The following is a 19,535-nucleotide window of genomic DNA, read 5'->3' as shown; positions in this document are numbered from 1 at the left end:
ACCTCCTCAAGGACTCCGCCGACGAAGCCGTCGCAGCGCTCGCCTCCGCGCTCGACCGGGCGGACGCCGAGGTGGCCGACCAGCCCGGTCCATCGGTCGGCCACCACTTCGGACAGGCGGCGTAGGCAGTCGGGTGTCAGGCCCTCGTACCCGGCCGCTGATCGGCCGGGTACGAGCCACTGGTCTCGGCGCGGTCGGGTTCCTCGTCATCGGTGCCCGGCCGGAGGAGAGCGAGCAAGTCCTGTGCTGCCCAGTCCGGAAGCGTGAGCGCGACGGGCACCGGCAGCAGGGCGTCACGTCGGAGGGATTCCTCCCTCCAGACGGCCTCGGCGAGCCAGACGAACGTGTCGTCGTCGAGCAGGTCGGGGTGGCAGGCGGCGGTGTCCGCGAGCCGCTCGGCGTCGGGGAAGGCCGGCGAGAGGCCGCCGCGGTCCGCGGCGCGGGCGACGGCGCGGCGAGCCGCAGTCTCGTACCAGCCGGATCCCCACCATTCGCCGACCGACTCGGTGCGGGAACCGTGCAGGGTTAGCAGCCGCAGGACGGTGTCCGGTCCGAGGGATTCGTCAGCCCGCTGCCAGAGGTCGATCTGGCGGTGGATGGAGGCGAGGATCGGTGCCCAGCCTTCTTCGAAGATGTCGCTGAGCGCGCTGCCGTCTGCGAGCCGGCGGACGGGTGTGGTGAGAGCGAGGCGTACGGCCGGCCAGTCGACGCCTTCGGGGTGGACGTGGGGTAGGACGGCGCGGGTGGCGGCGATGTTGGCGCGGGCCATGGTGATGTCGCGGATCTTGAAGTGCCATTCCTCGACGTCACTCTCGCGGCGCCAGCACCATTCGACGATGCCACGGGCGGCGGCGGAGGGGACGGGGTCCGGGACGATCAGCGGGTAGGCACGCAGTCCGGCACCGGCCCGCCAGGAGAAGTCCTCCCCGAGTGCCGCGATCGCCTCGGATCCGTCGTCCGCGCCGCGGTGGCGGCTGATCGCGTCGTTGATGTGGTCGGCCCACAGCAGCATGACCAGGTCGCGGCCCAGCCCCTTGGCGGTGTCGGGCAGGTGGATGCGGGTGGCGTCGAGGAGTCCCGCTTCGGCGAAGGCCCGGCGTGCGGCTTCCGACTTCACGGCCTGGGTCGGGTGTCCGCTGAGGTCGATGACGAGGTCGTCGTCGAGTGGGAACAGGGGTGGCAGGCTCTCGTCTCCCTCCCAGCCCCACCCGTCGGTGGGGTCGTCCACGGTGAGTTGGGCCGTTTCGGAATCCCAGTGGACGCGGATGTGGAAGTTCGAGCGGGACAGCTCCATCCTGGCCGGCAGGATCTCGGGGTTGTCGTCGACGTCGTCGCCGTCGTACCAGGTCTCGCCTTCTGCCCAGCCCGCTCGCCTCAGCGGTGCGGTGAGCCTGACGAGCAGGCGCGGGCCGGCGGCGTGCGACGAGGTGGCACTGGAAAGTGTGAGGTCCATGGGTGCGGTGCTCTCGAGTGCTCGGGCGGGTTCGGAGTGGTCGCGATGAAGCGTCACGGCGTGTCATGACGGCGGGCGGCCTCGGTTTTGTCCTGGAGGTCGCGGACGATGCGCCGCCAGCGCCGGGATCCGCTCGTGTACCAGGAGTCCTGGCCGGGCGGGCGCCAGTCGGCCAGCTCCCTCAGCTGCTCCGTGGTCTCCTCCAGGTCGAGGTGCTCGTGGCCGCCACGCTCGCTGTCGAGGTCCTGGGCGATCTCGTGGAGGCGGTGCGCCGCGCGGTAGTAGGAGAGCTGGGTGTTGGTGAGCCTGCGGACGGCGTAGCCTCCGCACTTGCTGCACCAATGGTGGTCGAGGTCCTCGCGGCCGAGGAGGTCTGCGGGGGTCAGGAGGTCGTCGTCGTCCGCGACGCCGCGCTCGTTGGAGTGCCTACACAGGGGCGAGTGGCCCTTGCCCTGGATCCGCGGGTTGGCGTTCGTGGTGTAGATCTGAACGTCCGTGAGGACACCGAGCGGGATGCCACTTCCCCTTCGCCACCGGCCTCCGGTGGCGGCTTCGAACGGTTCGAGGTCGAGGGTTTCCTCGGCGAGCAGACCGTGCCACACCGCGCTGGGCATTGTCCGACTGTGGTCGTCACGATCGCGGCCTCCGTCCAGGATGCGCAGGTCGTGCACGCCGCGGGCGATGGCGAGGAGCCGCAGGTTCCGTTCGCGGTCCCGGTCGTCGAAGGCGAGCCAGGCAGCCCGCGGCTCGCCGTACTCCAGCCCGAGTTCAGCGCCGAAGCGCGGATCGTCCGCGTCCAGTACGGGCTGGGGCCACAAGGACGTGCCCGTCTCGGGCCGGGCGCCGATGCGCTCGGCCCAGGGCTTGATCAGGCCGGCCGGCAGGTCGGATGCGCCGGCGACGATCACGCCCTGCCAGCCGTCGGCCAGTCGCTTCTCGATCACGGTCAAGGGCAGGACTTCGGCCCCGCCGCTCGTCGAGAAGACGATGAAGAGTCGGTCGGCGTCGGGCGCGAAGGCGCGAAGGGCACGCAGGTGCTCCACGGTGACCGGTCGGCGTTCGAGGACCGGGGCGTCGTCGAACACTCCGGGTTGGAGGTGGCTCGTGGGGTTGTGCGCGTGGCTGTTCCCGGGCTCGGTGCCGTCTCTGACGGGCTCGCAGGACAGCGGCCAGGACTTGGTGAGGAGTCGGTCCGCGATGAGTGCGGGGACGCGGAGAGTGAGGGTGCGGCGGCGCCAGTCGGCGTCGGTGAGGTGGGTGAGCAGGACGCCGAGCGTCCACGAGTCGATGTCGTGGAGGAAGCCGTGCTCGGGCCGGTGCGGGGTCCTCTCCTTGATCTCCGACAGCGTCACCTTCACCAGCCGTGTGGGCGTGGGGTCCGCCGTGGCGACGACGGTGCGCATGTGCTCCGTCCAGGAGGCGACGAGCAGTTCGGCGGCCTCGCGGGTCTGGTCGTACCCCTTGCGGTTGCTCCGGATTCCGTGCATGAGGTTCGCCACGACGTAGGACGGCCGCGTAGAACCGTTCCCGCTGCGGGCGGCTTCGTGCTGCCAGCCGCGCCAGAGCGCCGCGAGGCCCTTGGCGATCTCAGCGCTCTTACCGAGCGCTCCGAACGCGGGATCGCTCACCGGGAGGTCGGGTTCGCTCATGCCGGCCGCGGCCGCGCCGGCGAGGAGTCCCGTTGGGTCGACGAACAGTGCTGCCTGGTGCAGGAGTTCCTCCAGGTGGTGCTTCTTGGCCGTCAGCTTCGGCTTCGCCCAGTCCTTGAGCCAGGGGAACACCGCCGCGGTGCTCTCTGCCTGGTGCAGGCTCTGCGCGGCGGCGCGCCATCGGTCGAAGACGCGGTCCTGCAGCCACTCCGCGTCGCGACGGGCATCCTCTTCCGGGACTTCGTCGTCCTCGTCGTCTTCCTGATCCGCGGTCACCAAGCGAAGCAGCCCAGCCGCAGCTGAGGCCTCCCCGCTGTCCCAGTCGACGTCCTCGTCGGGCCCGTCGTAGCGCTGCAGTTGGGACAGCAGCCCACCCCCGCCGAGTGCCCGCAGGAAGACACCCAGCCCGCTCCCCGGCCTCGTCCACGGCCCCCAGGACCAGCACTGGGCGCACAACCGCCCGACCGTAGCAGTGTGCAGCAGGACCCTGGCTTCCGTGACCGCTGCGGTCCGGAGCTGGGAGCAGTCCGTCGTGGTGTGCAGCTTGGCGTTCCTGCCCTTGGCCGAGTGAACGGTGACTGGTGTCCCCTCGAACGGGCCGAGCGGGACGTCGACGGTCAGCGGATTGTCGTGCACGAAGCCCCCTGTCGATGGCGGTCTCGAAAGCCTAGTTCCCGGTACCGACAACATCAGCCGGTGCCATGGATGAGGCACGCGCCGGCACCGCTACTGGTAACAGGCCGTCCGGTGATGACAGCTGGCAATCGGGTCCGCCGCCCCGGACCGCACTCGATCTCCAGGGCGTGGTAGCGGTGCTGGCCTGCGCCCCGGCGCGGCAGGCACTCGCGGTCGACGAGGTGGATCCGCTGCCGGGTGGCGAAGCCGCCCTCGCGGTCGGTGAAGCCGTTGAGGGCGACGACGACCGGGACCGCTGCTCCGTACGCCGGCCGGGCAGTGCTGTCGAACTTCTGCACCGGTTCCGGCCCCACCATTCGCGTACTGCTTGCACCGCAGGACCACGCGCCGTCCCAAGTGGTCGTCGGCGACGACATCGGCACCGAGGTCGCCGGCCCCGCCCACCCGCTCTGCGTTGGCGAAACCGTCGAGTCCCAGCAGATCGCGGCGCTCCTCCCCGAACCGGACCGGTGTGGCGGCCTGGAACACTTCCACCGCACCGTCGAGATGTTGCTCACGGACCGCGAGTTCGTCGTCCGCCGGTCCTCTCCACCCACCTATACGGTGTCTGTCGGCTGCGGCGAACGACGACGGACCAACCGGCGGCCGGGCGGCCAACCGTTGGATCACCGTTTAGTCGACTTCGCCGTATGACGCCGGGTCGATTAGGGCAAGGTGGTAGCGGCACGAAACACATGAGCATGGGGAGGGCCAGTGGCGGGAGGGTCGGCGCGTCCGAAGCGGCAGCCGGATTACGCGGCGCAGGCACGGCGGGCCGAGACCGAGCAGCGCAGGCTCCAGCAGCAGGCGGAGCGTGAGCGCAAAGCCACAGAGGCCCGTGCCAAGCAGGCTGAGCGGGAGCAGCGTGCTGCCTACGCAGTGGCGCGGGCCCAGGAGGCGGTGGATCTCACGAGCGTGGCGGAAGACGACACCGAGAAGCTGCGGACCCTCCTGATCCGGTCGGTCCGGCACGCGGCGCGGCTGTCGTTCAGCGCGCTGCGCCAGCAGTTCACTCCTACTCCCTTCGTGCCCGGCAAGTTGGACCGTGCGGTGGCCGCACCGCGGTGGGAGGACTTCGAGCCGCCCGCCCGAACTGGCCTGCTGGCCTCGCTGGGTTTCGCGAGCCGACGCTACGACGCCGAGGTCGAGGAATCCCGGCAGCGTTTCGACCGGGCGCTGGGCGAGCACGCCCGGGCGGACAAGAGGCGGGTGGCCAAGCTCACGGAGCGCCGGGCCGCACACGACTCGAAGGTCCGGGAAGCCGGCGAGCGGGTCCGCGAGTTCAACGCCGCGCTGGCAGAGCGCGAATCTGCGTACCGGGCCGGGGACGTCGAGGCCGTGGAATGGTTCGTCGACCAGGTACTGGCCGCTTCCGTCTATCCCCTCGGCTTCCCGAAGCGGCACCAGGTGTCCTACCAGGCCGACACCGGTGATCTCCTAGTGCAGTTGGACCTGCCGCTGGAGGACGTGGTGCCGGCGGCCCGCTCCTTCAAGTACGTGAAGACACGGGACGAGATCGTTCCCGTGCCGCGGCCCGAGAAGGAGCGAAAGGAGCTGTACGCGTCGGTGCTCGCCCAGAGCGCGCTTCGCACTCTGCATGAGGTGTTCGCCGCCGACCCGGACCGGGTCATCCGGTCCATCGCCCTCAACTGCCACGTCGACACCATCGACCGTGCCACGGGCCGCAGTGTCCATCCGTGCCTGATCACCCTGCAGGCCAGCAGGGAGGAGTTCGAGGCCCTGGTGCTGACCCAGGTGGAACCGCGCCTGTGTCTCCAGCGGCTTCGGGCGCTCGTCTCCCCGAACCCCTACGAGCTGGAACCGGTGCGTCCGCTGGTGACCTTCGACCTGTCGAAGTTCAAGCTGATGGACAGCATGGACGTGGTCGCCGGCCTCGACAGCCGCCCGGTGCTGATCGACCTTTCGCCCCTTGAGTTCGAGCACCTGGTCCGCCAACTCTTCGAGGCCATCGGCATGGAGGGGTGGAACACACAGCCGTCCAAGGACGAGGGGGTGGACGCCATCGTGATGAACACCGACCCCGTGATGAAGGGGCTGTGCGTCATCCAGGCCAAACGCAGCCGCAACGTGGTGCCCTTCGAGACCGTCTCGGCCCTGGCCGGCGTCGTCGAGCACAAGCGGGCGGCGAAGGGCATCCTGGTCACCACCTCCTGGTTCGGCAGGGCCAGCCAGGCGTTCGCCCAGGACCACGGTCGACTCGAGCTCCTCGACGGCGCCAACCTGGTGCACCTCTTCAAGGAGCACCTGAACCTCGACGTCATCCCCGGTCCGGTTCCCCCCAAGCGCCGCGCCTAGAAGCGCAGTTCGCCCCACTGCATTGCTGTCTCACTCCTTCACGCGTTCCGTGGGCCCGGGGGTGGGTTCCTCCGCCGGCCCGGGGCCCGCGGGTGCTGATCGGCTGTGGTTCCTCGTCAGGAGGACATGGTCAGTTCCCCGGTGCGCAGAGCGGCGGTCACGCCGCCGTCCATCAGCAGGTCGGCTCCGGTGATGAAGCCGGCCTGCGGGCCCAGGAGGAAGGCCGCGACGTCGCCGACCTCGTCGGGGGTGGCGAACCGCTTGGCGGCGCAGACCTCGCGGACGTGGGCGAACCACTGGCCGCGCGGTCCGGAGAGTTCGTCCAGGGCCAGCGGGGTGATGATCACGCCGGGGCTGATGGTGTTGGCCCGGCCTCCCCGCTTGCCCCAGGCCGCGGCGGCACTCTGGACGCGCAGGGAGTTGGCGCGCTTGGACAGGGCGTAGGCGTGGACGGTGGTGCCGATCCGCTCGGGCGCGAGGAACGGCAGCGTCAGCAACTGGTCGGTCGGGGTGGTCGCCAGGGCCTGCTCGATGTCGCGGTCGTAGGGGCTCTCGCGGTGCCCGGCCATGCTGGCGACGACGATGCCGGCCCCGCCGGGAGCGAGGACCTGGCCGAAGGCGTCGAGGATGTAGGCGGTGCCGAGCAGGTCGACGTGCAGGATCCGTTCGACGCCGGCCTGGGTGGGTGAGACGCCCGCCGCGTGGATGACGTGGGTGACGGCGCCCATCCGGGCTGCGGTGGCCGCGAGCTTGTCGACCGCGTCGCGGTCGGAGATGTCGGTGGCCTGGACGGCCGTCTCGAAGCCGTCGCCGGTCAGCTGCTCGGCGATCTCCTTGGTCTGCTGCTCGTCGTGGCCGGCCAGCAGCAGGGTGCGGCCGGAGCCGACGCGGCGGGCGATGGCCCGGCCGATGCTGCCGGGGCCGATGACGACGACGATGTCCTTGCGCTGCGCGCTCATGCCGGTCGTGTTCCTCACGCTCGTGTTCGGATCTGGTTCGGGTCGGTCTGGTTCGGGTCGGGCGGGTTGGGGCTGGCGGCTGAGCCGTTCGGCCTACGCGGACGGGGAGCGGGGCATGCGGTATTCGGCGTCGGTGACCTTGTCCCCCCACACGGTCTCCGGGCCGCCGTCCGGGCCGGGGCTCTCCCACAGCGCCAGGTGTTCCATGAAGCTGTCGGGGGCCGCGCCGTGCCAGTGCTCCTCGCCCGGTGGGGTGTGGACCGTCTGGCCGGGGCGGGCGTCGATGATCGGGCCGCCGCGTGCCTGGACCAGGGCGATACCGGAGACGATGTGCAGGGTCTGTCCCATCGCGTGGCTGTGCCAGTCGGTGCGGGCGCACGGCGCGAACCGCACCAGGTTGGCGCGGATCCGCGAGGGCTCCTGCCCCGCGTGGACGACGTCCCACCACACGTCGCCGGTGAACCATTGGGCCGGTGCCTTACTGGTCGGCTGCCGCTTGAGTACCTCGGTCATGACCGCCACCTCTCCTCGGGCGTCTCCGTGTGTCGATGCGTGTCGATGCGTTACGGGCGGATGAGGACCTTGAGGGCCTCGCGGTCGGCCATCGCCCGGTAGCCGGCCGGGACCTCGTCGAGGGTGACGGTGCGGTCGAAGACGCGGCTGGGCTGGACCCTGCCCTCCAGGACGTCGGGCAGCAGTTCGTCGATGTAGGCGCGGGCGGGGGCGACGCCGCCGGTGAGGGTGATGTTCTTCAGGAACAGCGGGAAGTCCATCTTCACCGTGGGGTACTGGGGTGCGCCGACGCGCGAGACGGTGCCGCCCGCTCGGACGACGCCGAACGCGGTGTCCAGGGCCGTTTCCAGGCCGACGCACTCCAGCACCGTGTGGGTGCCGTCGCCGCCGGTCAGCTCCCGCACCCGCTCGACGCCCTCCGCGCCGCGTTCGGCGACCACGTCGGTGGCGCCGAACTCCCGGCCGAGGTCGGTGCGGGCCCGATGGCGGCCCATCAGGATGATCCGCTCCGCGCCCAGCCGCCTGGCAGCGAGCACGGCGGACAGGCCGACCGCGCCGTCGCCGATCACGGTGACCGTGGTGCGCTCGTTCACGCCGGCGGTCACCGCGCAGTGGTGGCCGGTGGGGAACACGTCGGACAAAGTCAGCAGGACCCACCGGCTACGGATGGTGATCTTCCGGACGGTACGTCGTCTTGAATGTCTCGTCGGCGCGCAGTACGGCAGCACCGTGTACCCGACCCGCACCAGTAACAGAAAACCTTCCAGTAGTCGGCCGGCGGCCCGGCAGGGCACGAGACCGTCGCCCCGGCACAGGCCGCGAGAAGCTCGGGGGTGACGTCGCGGCGGATTACCACGACCGTGCGCCCGAAGCCGCGGCTCGCGGGCCGCCCGCAGTGGCCCGGCCGGCCGGGGAGCCGGCCGGGCCCGCGCGGCTCAGGTGAAGGACAGGAGCATGACCGGCGCCGTGGTGGGGTGGGCGGAACCGCCCGCCGGTTCGACGGTGACGCCGATGCCGCGCGCCCCGTCCAGCGGCCCGGTCAGCAGGAGTACACCGTCGCCCGTGGGCAACAGACCCGCCGGCCGCATAGTCCCCGCGTCGTTGAACCACAGCTCGTACGTGCTGCCCCCGGCTGGGGCAGGCATACCGGAGGCCAGGAACCCGGCCTGGCCGCGGCTGTTCGACCACACCACCGTGCCCACACCGACTCCTGCAGCAGCGGTACCGGTGGAGGTGCGGGCGTCGGGCGCGGTGAGCAGTGCGGCGAAGCGGTCCTGCTGCTGCTGGAGAGCGGTGGCGCGGGCCCGGGCCTGCCCGGCCTCCTGGTGCTGCTGCACGGCCACAGCCCCGGTGCCCACGGCGAGTGCGAGGCAGGCCGCGAGGGCGAGCTTCGGCCAGCCTCTGGCGAGGCGGCCGCGCGGGCGCCCCGGGGTCGGAGCGGTGTGCGGGGCCTCCTGGCGCAGCGTCGGCAGCGCGGCCATCACGCGGGTCTTCAGGGCCGGCGGGGGCAGAACGGCCTGGGCGGCGCCGAGCCGGGCGAGGGTGGCGGCGAACTCGGCGACCTCCTGTGCGCAGGCCGAGCAGTGGGCCAGGTGGCGTTCGAAGTCGGCGCTCTCGGCGGGGTCGAGGGCGTGGGCGGCGTAGGCGCCGGTCAGGGTGTGCAGGTCGGCGGTGCTCATGCTCCTACCCCCAGGCAGTCGCGCAGGCGGATCAGTCCGTCGCGCATGCGGGTCTTGATGGTGCCCAGCGGGGCGCCGAGGACCTCGGCGACCTGGGGGTAGGTGTAGCCGTGGTAGTACGCCAGCGTCAACGACTCGCGCTGGAGTTCGGTGAGTGTCTTCATGCAGCGCCGGACCTGTTCGCGTTCGAGCCGGCCCTCGACCTGCTCGGCCACTTCGTCGAACACCGGGGTGTGGGAGGCCGTCGCCGCGCGCCGGTCGCGGTCGGCGGCGGCCTGCGCGGAGCGAACCCGGTCCACCGCACGACGGTGGGCGATGGTGAGCACCCAGGGCATCACCTCGCCGCGGTCGGCCCGGTAGCGGGCAGCGGTGTGCCAGACCTCCAGCAACACCTCCTGGGCGACCTCCTCGGACTGCGCGGGGTCCCGTAGCACCCGGCGCACCAGGCCGAGCACCGGGGCCGCGACGGTGTCGTAGAGCCGGGAGAAGGCGTCCTGGTCGCCGCGGGCGACCTGGGTGAGGAGTTCTTTGAGGTCCGGGCCCGGCCTTCCGGGGCCGGACAGGTGGACGACGGTACTCATCCGGCCGCTCCTCGGGGGCGGTGGGCGGGCGGCGAGCCCCACGGGCGGACGGCGGGCATCACGGGCCTCCCCAGGACGCGGCCGGAGGAAGAAGGTACCGGCCAAGTGAACAGAATTGCTGGCGTGTGGTCTTCGGGACCGGAGGCCCACCGGATTGGCCAGAGGCCGCCGACAGTTTCGCCGCCGCCGTCAGGCCGCGGACGGCAGCAGGGCCGAAGGCCGACGAACGTGAACCAATCCGGCGGGAACCGGAAGCCGAATCCCTCACAGGAAGGCCGGTGCGCCCGTGTACCGCAACGGGCGGGCCGCGAAGCTCCTCCCTGTCGGTGACCATCGCACCGGCGGCGACGGTCACCCACGGAGCGGTCCCGCCGCCGCGCTGCACGGTGGGACCGTTCCGTCCACCCGCGACCACGTTCGGCCGTTTCCCGCACGAGCGGAGGAGACACGGTCATGACAGCCACACGCCTCGCACGATCCCCCGACGGTTTCGGCGACGACCTGGCGGAGCGCATCGCCCTCGCCGTCACCGAAGGCGACGGCGCCACCTTGGACGTGCTCCTTGCCGTACTGGAGGCCGTCGCGGACGAACCCGTGCCGGCCGGCCGGCCGCCGAGATGCAGCACACGCCGACACCGGCCGGGCCACAGAAGGCCACCGCCCGCCATCGGTCGCGCACTGGCACTCCAGTAGCGTCACGTACCCGCTGGTGGCCGTGCTGCCAGGACACCGGCCTCGTCCGGGCAGGAACCCGGCACCGGCGCCTTCGGTACTGCTGCTCCGTCTGGAGCAATCCCCTCCCCTGTGCGCTCCGAAGAAGCAGTGAGCACAAGGTGGCGGGCCCTCGAAGGCCGCCCGCGATGTGGAGGGCGCAATGACGTTCGCAGTGGACACGTGGCGCACGGACGCGCCTGCGCGGCATTCCGGTGGCACCGGCGGCGGCACGGTCGCCGTGGTCGGCGCCGGGGTAGCGGGGCTGACGGCCGCGTTCCGGTTGCACCGTGCGGGACGTGCGGTGGTGCTGTTCGAAGCCGACGAGCGGCTCGGCGGGCACGCCCACACCCAGCAGGCCGTCGGCGCGGACGGCCGGACGCTGGCCCTGGACACCGGGTTCCTGGTGCACAACGAGCGGACCTACCCGCACCTGGTCTCGCTGTTCCGGGAACTGGGGGTCGCCACCCGCGAGAGCGACATGAGCATGTCGGTGCACTGCGACGGCTGCGGACTGGAGTACGCGGGCGCCCGCGGGCCCGGCGGGCTGATCGCCCGGCCGGGCTCGCTCACCCGCGGCAGGTACCTGCGAATGCTGAGCGAGGTGCCACGCTTCCACCGCCGTGCCCGTGCTCTGCTGGCCGCCCCGGGCGCGGGTGAGCCGACGCTGGCCGAGTTCCTGGCGGCGGGAGGCTTCTCCCGCTACTTCACGAGCCACTTCATGACCCCGCTGGTCGCCGCGGTCTGGTCGTGCGCACCGGAGGCGGCCGGTGACTACCCGGCGCGCTACCTGTTCGCGTTCCTGGCCAACCACGGCCTGCTCTCGATCACCGGATCGCCCCGCTGGCGAACCGTGGTGGGCGGCTCGCAGACCTACGTGGCGAAGATCGCCGAGCAGCTGGCCGTGGTCCACCGCGCTGCTGCGGTGCGGGCGGTGCACCGTCACGCCGACGGAGTGACGGTGACCACTCAGGACGGCCGCACCACCGAAGTCGACGCGGTGGTGGTCGCGACCCACGCCGACCAGGCGCTCGCCCTACTGGCCGACCCCACCCGGACGGAGCGGGAGGTACTGGGGGCGTTCCGCTACTCGCGCAACCCCACCGTGCTGCACCGCGACGCCTCCCACCTGCCCACCGCTCCTCGGGCCCGGGCGTCGTGGAACTACCGGATGGCGCAATGCACCGACGACGCGCAGGGCGTGCGGGTCAGCTACCACCTCAACCGCCTCCTCGGCCTCGATGCGGCCGAGGACTACCTGGTGACCCTGAACGAGGACCCGGACCACCCCGTGGCGGCCGAGCACGTCGTCTCCCGCACCGTGTACGAGCACCCGGTCTACACCCGCCGCAGTGTCGCCGCCCAGGCGCGGCTTCCCGAACTGGCCACCGGGCAGACCGCGTTCGCCGGCGCCTACCACGGCTGGGGGTTCCACGAGGACGGCTGTCGCTCGGGCCTGACCGCGGCCCACGCCCTGCTCGGGGTGAGCGCACCATGACCGCGCACCCACCCGACCCCGCGGCCGAGAGCCCGGCGGCTGCCCTGCCGGGGCCGTGGGGCGCGGCGCTGTACGAGTGCCGGATCGCCCACGTGCGCACCGCTCCGGTGCGCAACGCCTTCACGCACCGCACCTACCTGTGGCTGGTCGACCTCGACCGCCTGCCCGCCATCCCGCGACCGCTGCGATGGCTGGCCTCGTTCCCCTCCGGTGAGCGGGGTGCGTCGCTGCGCCGCGACATCGACCGCTACCTCCTCGACGAGGGCGTGGACCTGGCCGGCGGGCGGGTGCTGATGCTCGCCCACGCCCGCTCGCTCGGGCACGCCTTCAACCCGCTGACCGTGTACTGGTGCCACGACCGCACGGGCCGCCCGGTCTGCACGGTCGCCGAGGTCCACAACACCTACGGCGGCCGGCACCGCTACCTGCTGCGCCCCGACGAGCGCGGCCGGGCCGAGACGGCGAAGGAGTTCTACGTCTCGCCGTTCTTCCCCGCCGGCGGCCGCTACCGGATGGTCCTGCCGCAGCCGGGCGAGCGCCTGGCCCTGACCGTGCAACTGGAACGCGAGGGCCGGCGCCCCTTCACCGCCGCCCTGCACGGCACCCGCCGCCCCGCCACGGCCGCGCGCCTGCTGCGGGCCGCCGTCCGTCACCCCTTCTCCACGTGGGCGGTCAGCGCCCACATCCGCCTCCAAGGCAGCTGGCTCTGGCTGCGCGGCCTGCCCGTCCACCCCCGCCCCGCCCCCGCCGCCCAGACGAAGGTTTCCGCCCCATGACCCTGCCCGCCCAGTCCATCGCGCCCTCGTCACCTGCGCGGGTCGACGCCCGGCAGTGGCCCGACGTGGCCCGGATCCCGCACGTCCCGGCCCGCGCCGCGGTGGCGCGGCGGCTGCTCGGCCGCATCGCACGACGCCGCGGCCTGCGCGTCGAACTGCCCGGCACCCGCCTGCTGGTCCCCGCACCCGCCGGCGCTCCGGTGCTGCGCCTGCACCGTCCCGGCTCGTTCTTCCACCGGATCGGGAAGAGCGGGCTGATCGGCTTCGGCGAGTCCTACCAGGCCGGCGACTGGGACTCCCCCGACCTGGTCGCGCTGCTCACCGAACTGGCCACCGCCCCCGAGACGCTGGTGCCCACCGGGGCGCGGTGGCTGCGCCACCTGTACGTCGAACACCCGCCCGCCGCCGAACTGAGCACGCCCGACAACGCGCGCACGAACATCCACCGGCACTACGACCTCTCCAACGAGCTGTTCGCACTCTTCCTCGACGCCACCCTCTCCTACTCGTCGGCTGTATTCCCGACCGGACCGGGCGGGCTTCCGGCCGCGTCGTGGGACGGCCTGGCCGCAGCCCAGCACCGCAAGATCGACCGCCTCCTGGACCTGGCAGGGGTCGGTGCGGGCAGCAGGGTGCTGGAGATCGGCACCGGCTGGGGCGAACTCGCGATCCGCGCGGCCTCCCGCGGCGCCCGGGTGGTCAGCCTCACCCTCTCCGAGGAACAACTGGCCCTCGCCCGCCGCAGGGTCGCCGCCGCCGGCCTCACCGACCGGGCCGAGGTGCGGCTGTGCGACTACCGCGCCGCGCACGGCGAGTTCGACGCGGTGGTGAGCGTGGAGATGATCGAGGCCGTCGGCCGGCCCTTCTGGCCGGTCTACTTCGCCACCATCGACCGCGTGCTCGCGCCCGGCGGCCGGGTCGCGCTCCAGGCGATCACCATGCCGCACCAGCGGATGCTCGCCAGCAGCGACACCTACACCTGGATCCTCAAGTACATCTTCCCCGGCGGGCAGATCCCCTCCCTCGACGCGATCCGCCAGGCCACCGACCAGCACACAGACCTGCGGATCGCCGCGTACGACTCCTACGGCCCGCACTATGCCGAAACGCTGCGGCTGTGGCGCGAACGCTTCACCGAACGCGCCGACGAGGTCGGCGCCCTCGGCTTCGACCAGGTCTTCCGGCGCATGTGGGAGCTCTACCTCGCCTACTCCGAGGCCGGGTTCCGTACCGGCTACCTCGACGTCCAGCAGATCCTCCTCACCCGCCCGGAGCCCGCCCGATGACCCCCGCCACCCTCCTCGCCCGGCTCCTGACGGGCATGCTCGGCCGCCCGCTCCCGCTGCGGATCAAGGCGTGGGACGGATCGACCGCCGGTCCCGCCGCCGACGGCGCGGTGCCGACCGTGGTGCTGCGCAACCGGCGCGCGCTGCGCCGACTGCTCTGGCAGCCCGGCGAACTCGGCCTGGCCGACGCCTGGATCAGCGGCGACCTCGACGTCGAAGGCGACCTGGCCCCGGCCCTGGCCCGGGTGCGCGGCGCCCTGCTCGGACACGGTCCGATCCGCCCGGGGCCGCAGGACTGGCCCAGACTCCTCGGCGCCGCCGCCCGCCTCGGCGCCCTGGGCCCCCGCCCCGCACCGCCCGGCGGCCGCGCCCGGGTACGCGGCACACGGCACAGCCGCTCCCGCGACAAAGCGGTGATCAGCCATCACTACGACCTGTCGAACGAGTTCTACGCCCTGCTGCTCGGCCCCGCCATGGCCTACTCCTGCGCCTACTGGACACCCGGCAGCGACAGCCTCAAGGCCGCGCAGGAAGCCAAGTTCGACCTGGTCTGCCGCAAGCTCGCCCTCCACCCGGGCACCCGCCTGCTGGACGTGGGCTGCGGCTGGGGCGCACTCGCCATCCACGCCGCCCGCCACTTCGGTGCCCAGGTCACCGCCGTCACCCTCTCCCAGCGCCAGCACGCCTTCGCCACCGCCGCCGTGGAGGCCGCGGGCCTCGCAGACCGGGTGAGCGTGCTGCTGCGCGACTACCGCGAGATCACCGACGGCCCCTACGACGCAATCAGTTGCATCGAGATGGGCGAGCACGTCGGCGACCGGGAGTACCCCGCCTTCGCCCGACGCCTGCACGGCCTGCTGCACCCCCAGGGCCGCCTGCTGGTCCAGCAGATGTCCCGCTCCACGGTGGCACCCGGCGGCGGCGCGTTCATCGAGACGTACATCGCCCCCGACATGCACATGCGCCCGGTCGGCGAGACCGTCGCCGTGCTCGAGCGCGCGGGCCTGGAGGTGCGCGGCGTCGAGGCGCTGCGCGAGCACTACGCCCGCACCATCGACGCCTGGCACGAACGCCTCGACGAGCGCCGCCACGAGTTCACCGCGCTGGCCGGCGAGGCGACCGTGCGGCTGTGGCAGCTGTACCTGGCCGGCAGCTCACTGGCCTTCGCCGAGCACCGGATGGGCGTGGACCAGATCCTCGCCGTGCGCCCCACGGCCGCGGGCGCGAGCGGGGCTCCCGCCACCCCCTCCGACTGGTACCAGGGCAGGCCGTCGTGAACACCGCCGCTTTCGCGATCAACCTCGCCGCCGCGGCCGGGGCCGCCCTCGTGGTGCTGCTGGCCGCCTTCACGATCGGGGTGCGCACCGGCCGCCACCGGGGCGTGGACGTCGCCTGGGGGCTGGCCTTCACTGCCGTCGTCTGGACCACCTGGGCACTGTCTGCCGGGCACGGCGATCCGGGGCGCCGCCTGCTGGTCGCCGTGCTGGTCACGGTGTGGGGGCTGCGGCTGTCCGGCCACATCTGGTCGCGCTCGCGGGGCCACGGCGAGGACCCGCGCTACGAGCGGATGCTCGCCAAGGCCCCGCCGGGGCGGCGCAGCGCCTACGCCCTGCGCACGGTCTACCTGCTGCAAGCGGTGATCGTCTGGTTCGTCTCCCTGCCCGTCCAGGCGGCCCAGTACCTCGCCGCGCCGCTGGGTCCGCTCGCGCTGGCTGCGCTGGCCCTGTGGGGGGTGGGGATGTTCTTCGAGACGGTGGGTGACTGGCAGTTGGCGCGTTTCAAGGCGGACGCGGTCAACCGCGGCAAGGTCATGGACCGCGGCTTGTGGGCCTGGACACGGCACCCCAACTACTTCGGCGACGCCTGCGTCTGGTGGGGCCTGTTCCTGCTCGCCGCTGGAGATCCGGTCGGCTGGGCGTTCGTCCTCAGCCCGGTCCTGATGACCTACCTGCTGGCGTTCGGCAGCGGCAAGCCCCTGCTGGAACGTGGGCTCGGCTCCAGCAAGCCGGGCTGGGACGCCTACGTCGCGAGCACCAGCGGCTTCCTCCCGCGCCCGCCACGCCGGTGAGCCCCTCCCGAGCGGCGCCCCGTCGCCCGACAGCGGTACCGATCACCCGTTGCGGGACGGACCGGCTGCAGGTCCGGTACCTGCCCGAGCGGCCCGTCGCCGCGGTGCTGATGCTGCACGGAGGACGAGCGGACGGCCTCAAGCCGGTGCCGCGGCTGAGCCTGCCCGAGCTGCGCATGCGCTTCTTCGGCAAGCAGATCACACACCGCTGCTGGGGCGGCGACATCCTGCTCGCGCAGGTCCGCTACCGTTTCCGCGGCTGGAACGGGCACCGCGCCGATCCCGTTCGCGACGCAGGCCAGGCCCTCGACGCACTCGCCGACCTCGCGCCGGGGGTGCCGGTGATCCTGATCGGGCACTCGATGGGCGGGCGCGCGGCTCTGGCCGCCGCCGGACACGACACGGTACGTGGGGTGATCGCGCTGGCCCCGTGGTGCCCTCCCGGAGACCCGGTCGCCCACCTGCGCGGAAAAGCCGCTGTCTTCCTGCACGACGAGGCGGACCGTGTCACCTCGGCCGCGCAAACGCGGGCGTACGCACACCGGGCGGCCGCAGCCGGAGCCGACATTCAGGTCGTCGCCATGGCCACCGGCGGCCACGCCATGCTCCGCGGCGCCCGGCACTGGCACCGGCTCGCCGCCGATCACATCGCCGCGGTCCTGTCCCTGAGCACGCACCAGGCGCCCGTCACCGGTCGCCACGGGAGATAGAGCCGTCCCCCGGCGCCCCGCACAGCCCCGTCTCCCCGGCAACCGGCCTGACGAGATTGTGAGGGGCGAGCTCGGGGTTGGACTGTCCGGGTGAACATCCCCTGCAGGCGCCGTCCGTCACGACCCCTGGCCCGAAATACGGGTGCGCCCTCGGCCGGGTTCCCGGACCAGCCGGCGGGAGGCGCGTGCCGGCGGGGCCCGGGAACTCAGGCCGGGGCCCCGCCGCTCACCACGACTCCTCGCACCGGCCCGGCAGGCAGCCGTGCCCGTGTTCTACGAACAGCGGCCGATCCGGTTTTCCCGGACGGATCACGCGTGGGTGAACATCCGCACGTGGCAGTGGCCTTCGGCCTGCGGCCCCGCGCGCCTGCCCTGCGCCGACGGGCGTGGTCGGCGGTCGGGCGCGGTGACCCGCCGTCACCCTGGTGGGTGAATCGCCGGACTTTCCGGTCCACAGGGCAAGCCGACGGCCGGGCAGCGCCGAAGGCATGGCGTACGAGCCCGCGAACCGGCGGGCTCCGGCCTGAGACGGGAGCATGATGGCCACTGAGCACATCGACACCCGGCTGCTCGAAGAACTCACCGAGCAGTCCGAGGACCTGAACAGCGACGCGTTGCGGATCACGCGCGGCGCGCTGATCGACTTCGGGCAGGCGGTCGCCCCCGTCCAGCGCCGTTGGTGGCAGCGCGGCGGTCTGATCGCCGGCGCCGCCGGGATGGCCGCCCTCCTCGGCGGCTCCCGGGCGTTCGCCGACAGTCCCTCGCCGTCCGGGTCCATGGCCGACGACATCATGGCGCTGCAGACCGCCGCGTCGATCGAGAACCTGGCCGTGTCCGTCTACCAGACCGCCGCCGGGCTGCCGTTCATCAAGGACGGCAACAAGACGGTGGCCGCGTTCATCGCCAAGACCACCGGGCAGCACCAGGCCCACGCCCAGGCGTTCAACGCCGCCGCCACCCAGGCCGGCGGCCAGGCCCAGAACGGCCCGGACCCGAAGTACAAGGCCGTCGTCGACCAGGCGCTGCCCACCATCAAGACCCCGGCCGACGTGGTGAAGCTCGCCATCACCCTGGAGGACGTCGCCGCCCAGACCTACACCAGGAACGTCTCCCAGGTCTCCGACGCCGACCTGCGCAAGCTGTTCGCCTCCGTCGCCCCCGTCGAGGCGCAGCACCGCGCCACCCTGCTGGCCGTGCAGGCACTGCTGGCAGGCAACGCTCCCGACCTGATCGCCATTCCGGTCGACCCGGCCAAACTCCCCGCCGCCGCCGGCAGCGTCGGCTTCCCCGACGCCTTCTACAAGACCGACAATGCCTCCCCGATCACCGAAGGGGCCGTGAAGTGACCACCGACCGCACCTGGGAGCCTGCCCTCAGCGAGGCCGAACTCGGCCTCCTCACCCGGGACATGGACGACGCGCACCGCGCCACTCTGCCGTTGATGCGGGCGTCCGCAGCCGACCTGACCGAAGAGATCCGCACCCGCCGCACCGAAGAGGGCGACGGCGGGCTGGACGCGGGACGGCGCCGCTTCCTCCTCGGCGCCGGCGGCGTGACTGCGGCCCTGGTGCTGGCCGCGTGTTCCAGCGGCAGGAACGTCAAGGACGCCGCGCCGACCAGCCCCGCCTCCGGCACGCCGGGCTCCCCGTCGGCGTCCGGCATGTACACGGGTGACCTGAAGGTGGTCGCCCTGGCCGTGGCGCTGGAGAACCAGGCCGTCGGCGCCTACCAGGCCACCCTGGACGCCGCGAAGGCCGGCAAGCTCGGCACCGTCCCTCCGGCGGTCGCCACCTTCGTCACCACCGCCATGGCCCAGCACGCCGACCACGCCAAGGCCTGGAACGCCGTCCTCACCGGCGCCGGCCTGCCCGCGATCACGAACGTGCCGCTGTCCAACCAGCCCGCCACCCTCAAGGCCCTCGGTGCCGCCACCGATGTCGGCACCGTCGCCAAGCTCGCCCTGATGCTGGAGGACCAGGCCGCCCAGACGTACCTCTTCGCGACCTACAACGTCACCAGCCCGGCGGGCATCGCCACCGCCGCCAGCATCGCCCCCGTCGAGGCCATGCACGCCGCGATCCTCAACTACGTGCTGGGCCAGTACCCCGTCCCCGACGACTTCCTCCCCGTCGACAAGGCCGCCAGCCCCACCCTGCTCACCGTCTGAGTGAGGAGACCGAAGACCGGTGCGTGCCCAGGCGCGAGACGTCGACACCCCCGCCCCCCTGGGCACGCACCTCCTTCCCCGAACGGACCACACCCGTGACCGCTGTTCGCCTCCGCGCCGCCCTGGGCGCGGCCCTGCTGACCCTTGCCCTCGGCGCCTGTTCTTCCGGCCCTGCCGGCTCCCGCACCTCGGCCGCCCCCTCCGGCCCGGCCCCCTCCGAAGCCCGGATCACCATCAAGGACTTCCAGTTCCAGCCGGCCCACCTCACGGTCCACCCGGGGCAGAGCATCACCGTGGTGAACGAGGACTCCACCGCCCACACCGTCACCGCGAGCGACAAGTCCTTCGACACCAAGACCGTGAACGGCGGGGCATCAGCCACCTTCACCGCCCCGGAGAAAGCCGGCGGCTACCCGTACATCTGCACCATCCACCAGTACATGCACGCCACCCTCACCGTCAGCTGAGCGGCAGCCGAGCATCCCGTCGCGTAC

General features: G+C 72.3%; 18 protein-coding genes and 2 pseudogenes. 11 read left to right on the top strand and 9 right to left on the bottom strand.

From position 1 onward, the window contains the following. Window positions 1-136: 136 nt before the first annotated feature. The 4 genes and pseudogenes from ABT015_RS32040 to ABT015_RS32025 form a co-directional block, all read right to left on the bottom strand. Window positions 137-1,453 carry a hypothetical protein gene (locus ABT015_RS32040; RefSeq protein WP_350885405.1) on the bottom strand — a complete coding sequence of 439 codons (1,317 nt, stop codon included), beginning with the start codon at window positions 1,451-1,453 and terminating at the stop codon, window positions 137-139. Window positions 1,454-1,506: 53 nt separating this feature from the next. Further along, window positions 1,507-3,738, bottom strand: coding sequence for a hypothetical protein (locus tag ABT015_RS32035; RefSeq protein ID WP_350885403.1), 2,232 nt, complete (start codon window positions 3,736-3,738; stop codon window positions 1,507-1,509). A 53-nt stretch (window positions 3,739-3,791) separates the two neighbouring features. Continuing rightward, window positions 3,792-4,076, bottom strand: a complete 285-nt coding sequence (locus ABT015_RS32030) for a hypothetical protein (protein ID WP_350885411.1) — start codon at window positions 4,074-4,076, stop codon at window positions 3,792-3,794. 76 nt (window positions 4,077-4,152) lie between these two features. Next, window positions 4,153-4,266 (bottom strand): annotated as a pseudogene (locus ABT015_RS32025) (restriction endonuclease); the annotation flags it as partial. A gap of 225 nt (window positions 4,267-4,491) precedes the next feature. Between ABT015_RS32025 and ABT015_RS32020 the strand changes: the two are divergent. Next, window positions 4,492-6,093 carry a restriction endonuclease gene (locus ABT015_RS32020; RefSeq protein ID WP_350885401.1) on the top strand — a complete coding sequence of 534 codons (1,602 nt, stop codon included), beginning with the start codon at window positions 4,492-4,494 and terminating at the stop codon, window positions 6,091-6,093. A 116-nt stretch (window positions 6,094-6,209) separates the two neighbouring features. Here the strand turns inward: ABT015_RS32020 and ABT015_RS32015 are convergent, their stop codons facing one another. The 5 genes and pseudogenes from ABT015_RS32015 to ABT015_RS31995 form a co-directional block, all read right to left on the bottom strand. Further along, window positions 6,210-7,052 carry an SDR family oxidoreductase gene (locus tag ABT015_RS32015; protein WP_350885399.1) on the bottom strand — a complete coding sequence of 281 codons (843 nt, stop codon included), beginning with the start codon at window positions 7,050-7,052 and terminating at the stop codon, window positions 6,210-6,212. A 93-nt stretch (window positions 7,053-7,145) separates the two neighbouring features. Continuing rightward, entirely contained in the window at window positions 7,146-7,565 is a 420-nt protein-coding gene (locus ABT015_RS32010) for a (R)-mandelonitrile lyase (RefSeq protein WP_350885397.1), read from the bottom strand. Window positions 7,566-7,615: 50 nt separating this feature from the next. Next, window positions 7,616-8,215: pseudogene (locus ABT015_RS32005) on the bottom strand (zinc-binding dehydrogenase); the annotation flags it as partial. Between the two features lie 285 nt (window positions 8,216-8,500). Then, on the bottom strand, window positions 8,501-9,244 hold the full coding sequence (locus tag ABT015_RS32000; protein WP_350885395.1) for an anti-sigma factor: 744 nt from the start codon (window positions 9,242-9,244) through the stop codon (window positions 8,501-8,503). Continuing rightward, window positions 9,241-9,825, bottom strand: coding sequence for a sigma-70 family RNA polymerase sigma factor (locus ABT015_RS31995; protein ID WP_350885393.1), 585 nt, complete (start codon window positions 9,823-9,825; stop codon window positions 9,241-9,243). Before ABT015_RS31995 ends, ABT015_RS32000 begins: the two co-directional genes overlap by 4 nt. 453 nt (window positions 9,826-10,278) lie before the next feature. Here ABT015_RS31995 and ABT015_RS31990 point away from each other — a divergent pair, with 453 nt between their 5' ends. From ABT015_RS31990 to ABT015_RS31945, 10 genes are all read left to right on the top strand, one after another. Further along, the gene (locus ABT015_RS31990; RefSeq protein ID WP_350885391.1) at window positions 10,279-10,518 is read left to right on the top strand and encodes a hypothetical protein; all 240 of its coding nucleotides are present in this window, start codon (window positions 10,279-10,281) and stop codon (window positions 10,516-10,518) included. A gap of 181 nt (window positions 10,519-10,699) precedes the next feature. Beyond that, the gene (locus ABT015_RS31985; RefSeq protein WP_350885389.1) at window positions 10,700-12,034 is read left to right on the top strand and encodes an NAD(P)/FAD-dependent oxidoreductase; all 1,335 of its coding nucleotides are present in this window, start codon (window positions 10,700-10,702) and stop codon (window positions 12,032-12,034) included. Continuing rightward, a complete protein-coding gene (locus ABT015_RS31980; protein WP_350885387.1) occupies window positions 12,031-12,810 on the top strand; it encodes a DUF1365 domain-containing protein in 780 nt (259 codons plus the stop codon). Before ABT015_RS31985 ends, ABT015_RS31980 begins: the two co-directional genes overlap by 4 nt. Then, window positions 12,807-14,096, top strand: coding sequence for a class I SAM-dependent methyltransferase (locus ABT015_RS31975; protein WP_350885385.1), 1,290 nt, complete (start codon window positions 12,807-12,809; stop codon window positions 14,094-14,096). Before ABT015_RS31980 ends, ABT015_RS31975 begins: the two co-directional genes overlap by 4 nt. Continuing rightward, a complete protein-coding gene (locus tag ABT015_RS31970; RefSeq protein WP_350885383.1) occupies window positions 14,093-15,373 on the top strand; it encodes a class I SAM-dependent methyltransferase in 1,281 nt (426 codons plus the stop codon). The genes ABT015_RS31975 and ABT015_RS31970 overlap by 4 nt, the downstream gene beginning before the upstream one ends. Beyond that, window positions 15,370-16,164 (top strand): DUF1295 domain-containing protein, encoded by a 795-nt coding sequence (locus tag ABT015_RS31965; protein ID WP_350885381.1) that lies wholly within the window; start codon window positions 15,370-15,372, stop codon window positions 16,162-16,164. Before ABT015_RS31970 ends, ABT015_RS31965 begins: the two co-directional genes overlap by 4 nt. After that, window positions 16,161-16,874: an alpha/beta fold hydrolase gene (locus tag ABT015_RS31960; protein WP_350885379.1), complete on the top strand. Its 714-nt coding sequence runs from the start codon at window positions 16,161-16,163 to the stop codon at window positions 16,872-16,874. Before ABT015_RS31965 ends, ABT015_RS31960 begins: the two co-directional genes overlap by 4 nt. Before the next feature lie 539 nt (window positions 16,875-17,413). Further along, window positions 17,414-18,220 (top strand): ferritin-like domain-containing protein, encoded by an 807-nt coding sequence (locus ABT015_RS31955; protein WP_350885377.1) that lies wholly within the window; start codon window positions 17,414-17,416, stop codon window positions 18,218-18,220. Continuing rightward, window positions 18,217-19,041 (top strand): ferritin-like domain-containing protein, encoded by an 825-nt coding sequence (locus tag ABT015_RS31950; RefSeq protein WP_350885375.1) that lies wholly within the window; start codon window positions 18,217-18,219, stop codon window positions 19,039-19,041. The genes ABT015_RS31955 and ABT015_RS31950 overlap by 4 nt, the downstream gene beginning before the upstream one ends. Before the next feature lie 95 nt (window positions 19,042-19,136). Next, complete coding sequence (locus ABT015_RS31945; RefSeq protein WP_350885373.1) at window positions 19,137-19,508, top strand: cupredoxin domain-containing protein; 372 nt, start codon at window positions 19,137-19,139, stop codon at window positions 19,506-19,508. Window positions 19,509-19,535: the final 27 nt, after the last annotated feature.

Source organism: Kitasatospora sp. NPDC094016 (genome assembly GCF_040304045.1).
Taxonomy (GTDB): domain Bacteria; phylum Actinomycetota; class Actinomycetes; order Streptomycetales; family Streptomycetaceae; genus Kitasatospora.
The sequence above is the reverse complement of the archived record's forward strand: the minus strand, read 5'-3'. Positions and strand labels throughout refer to the sequence as shown.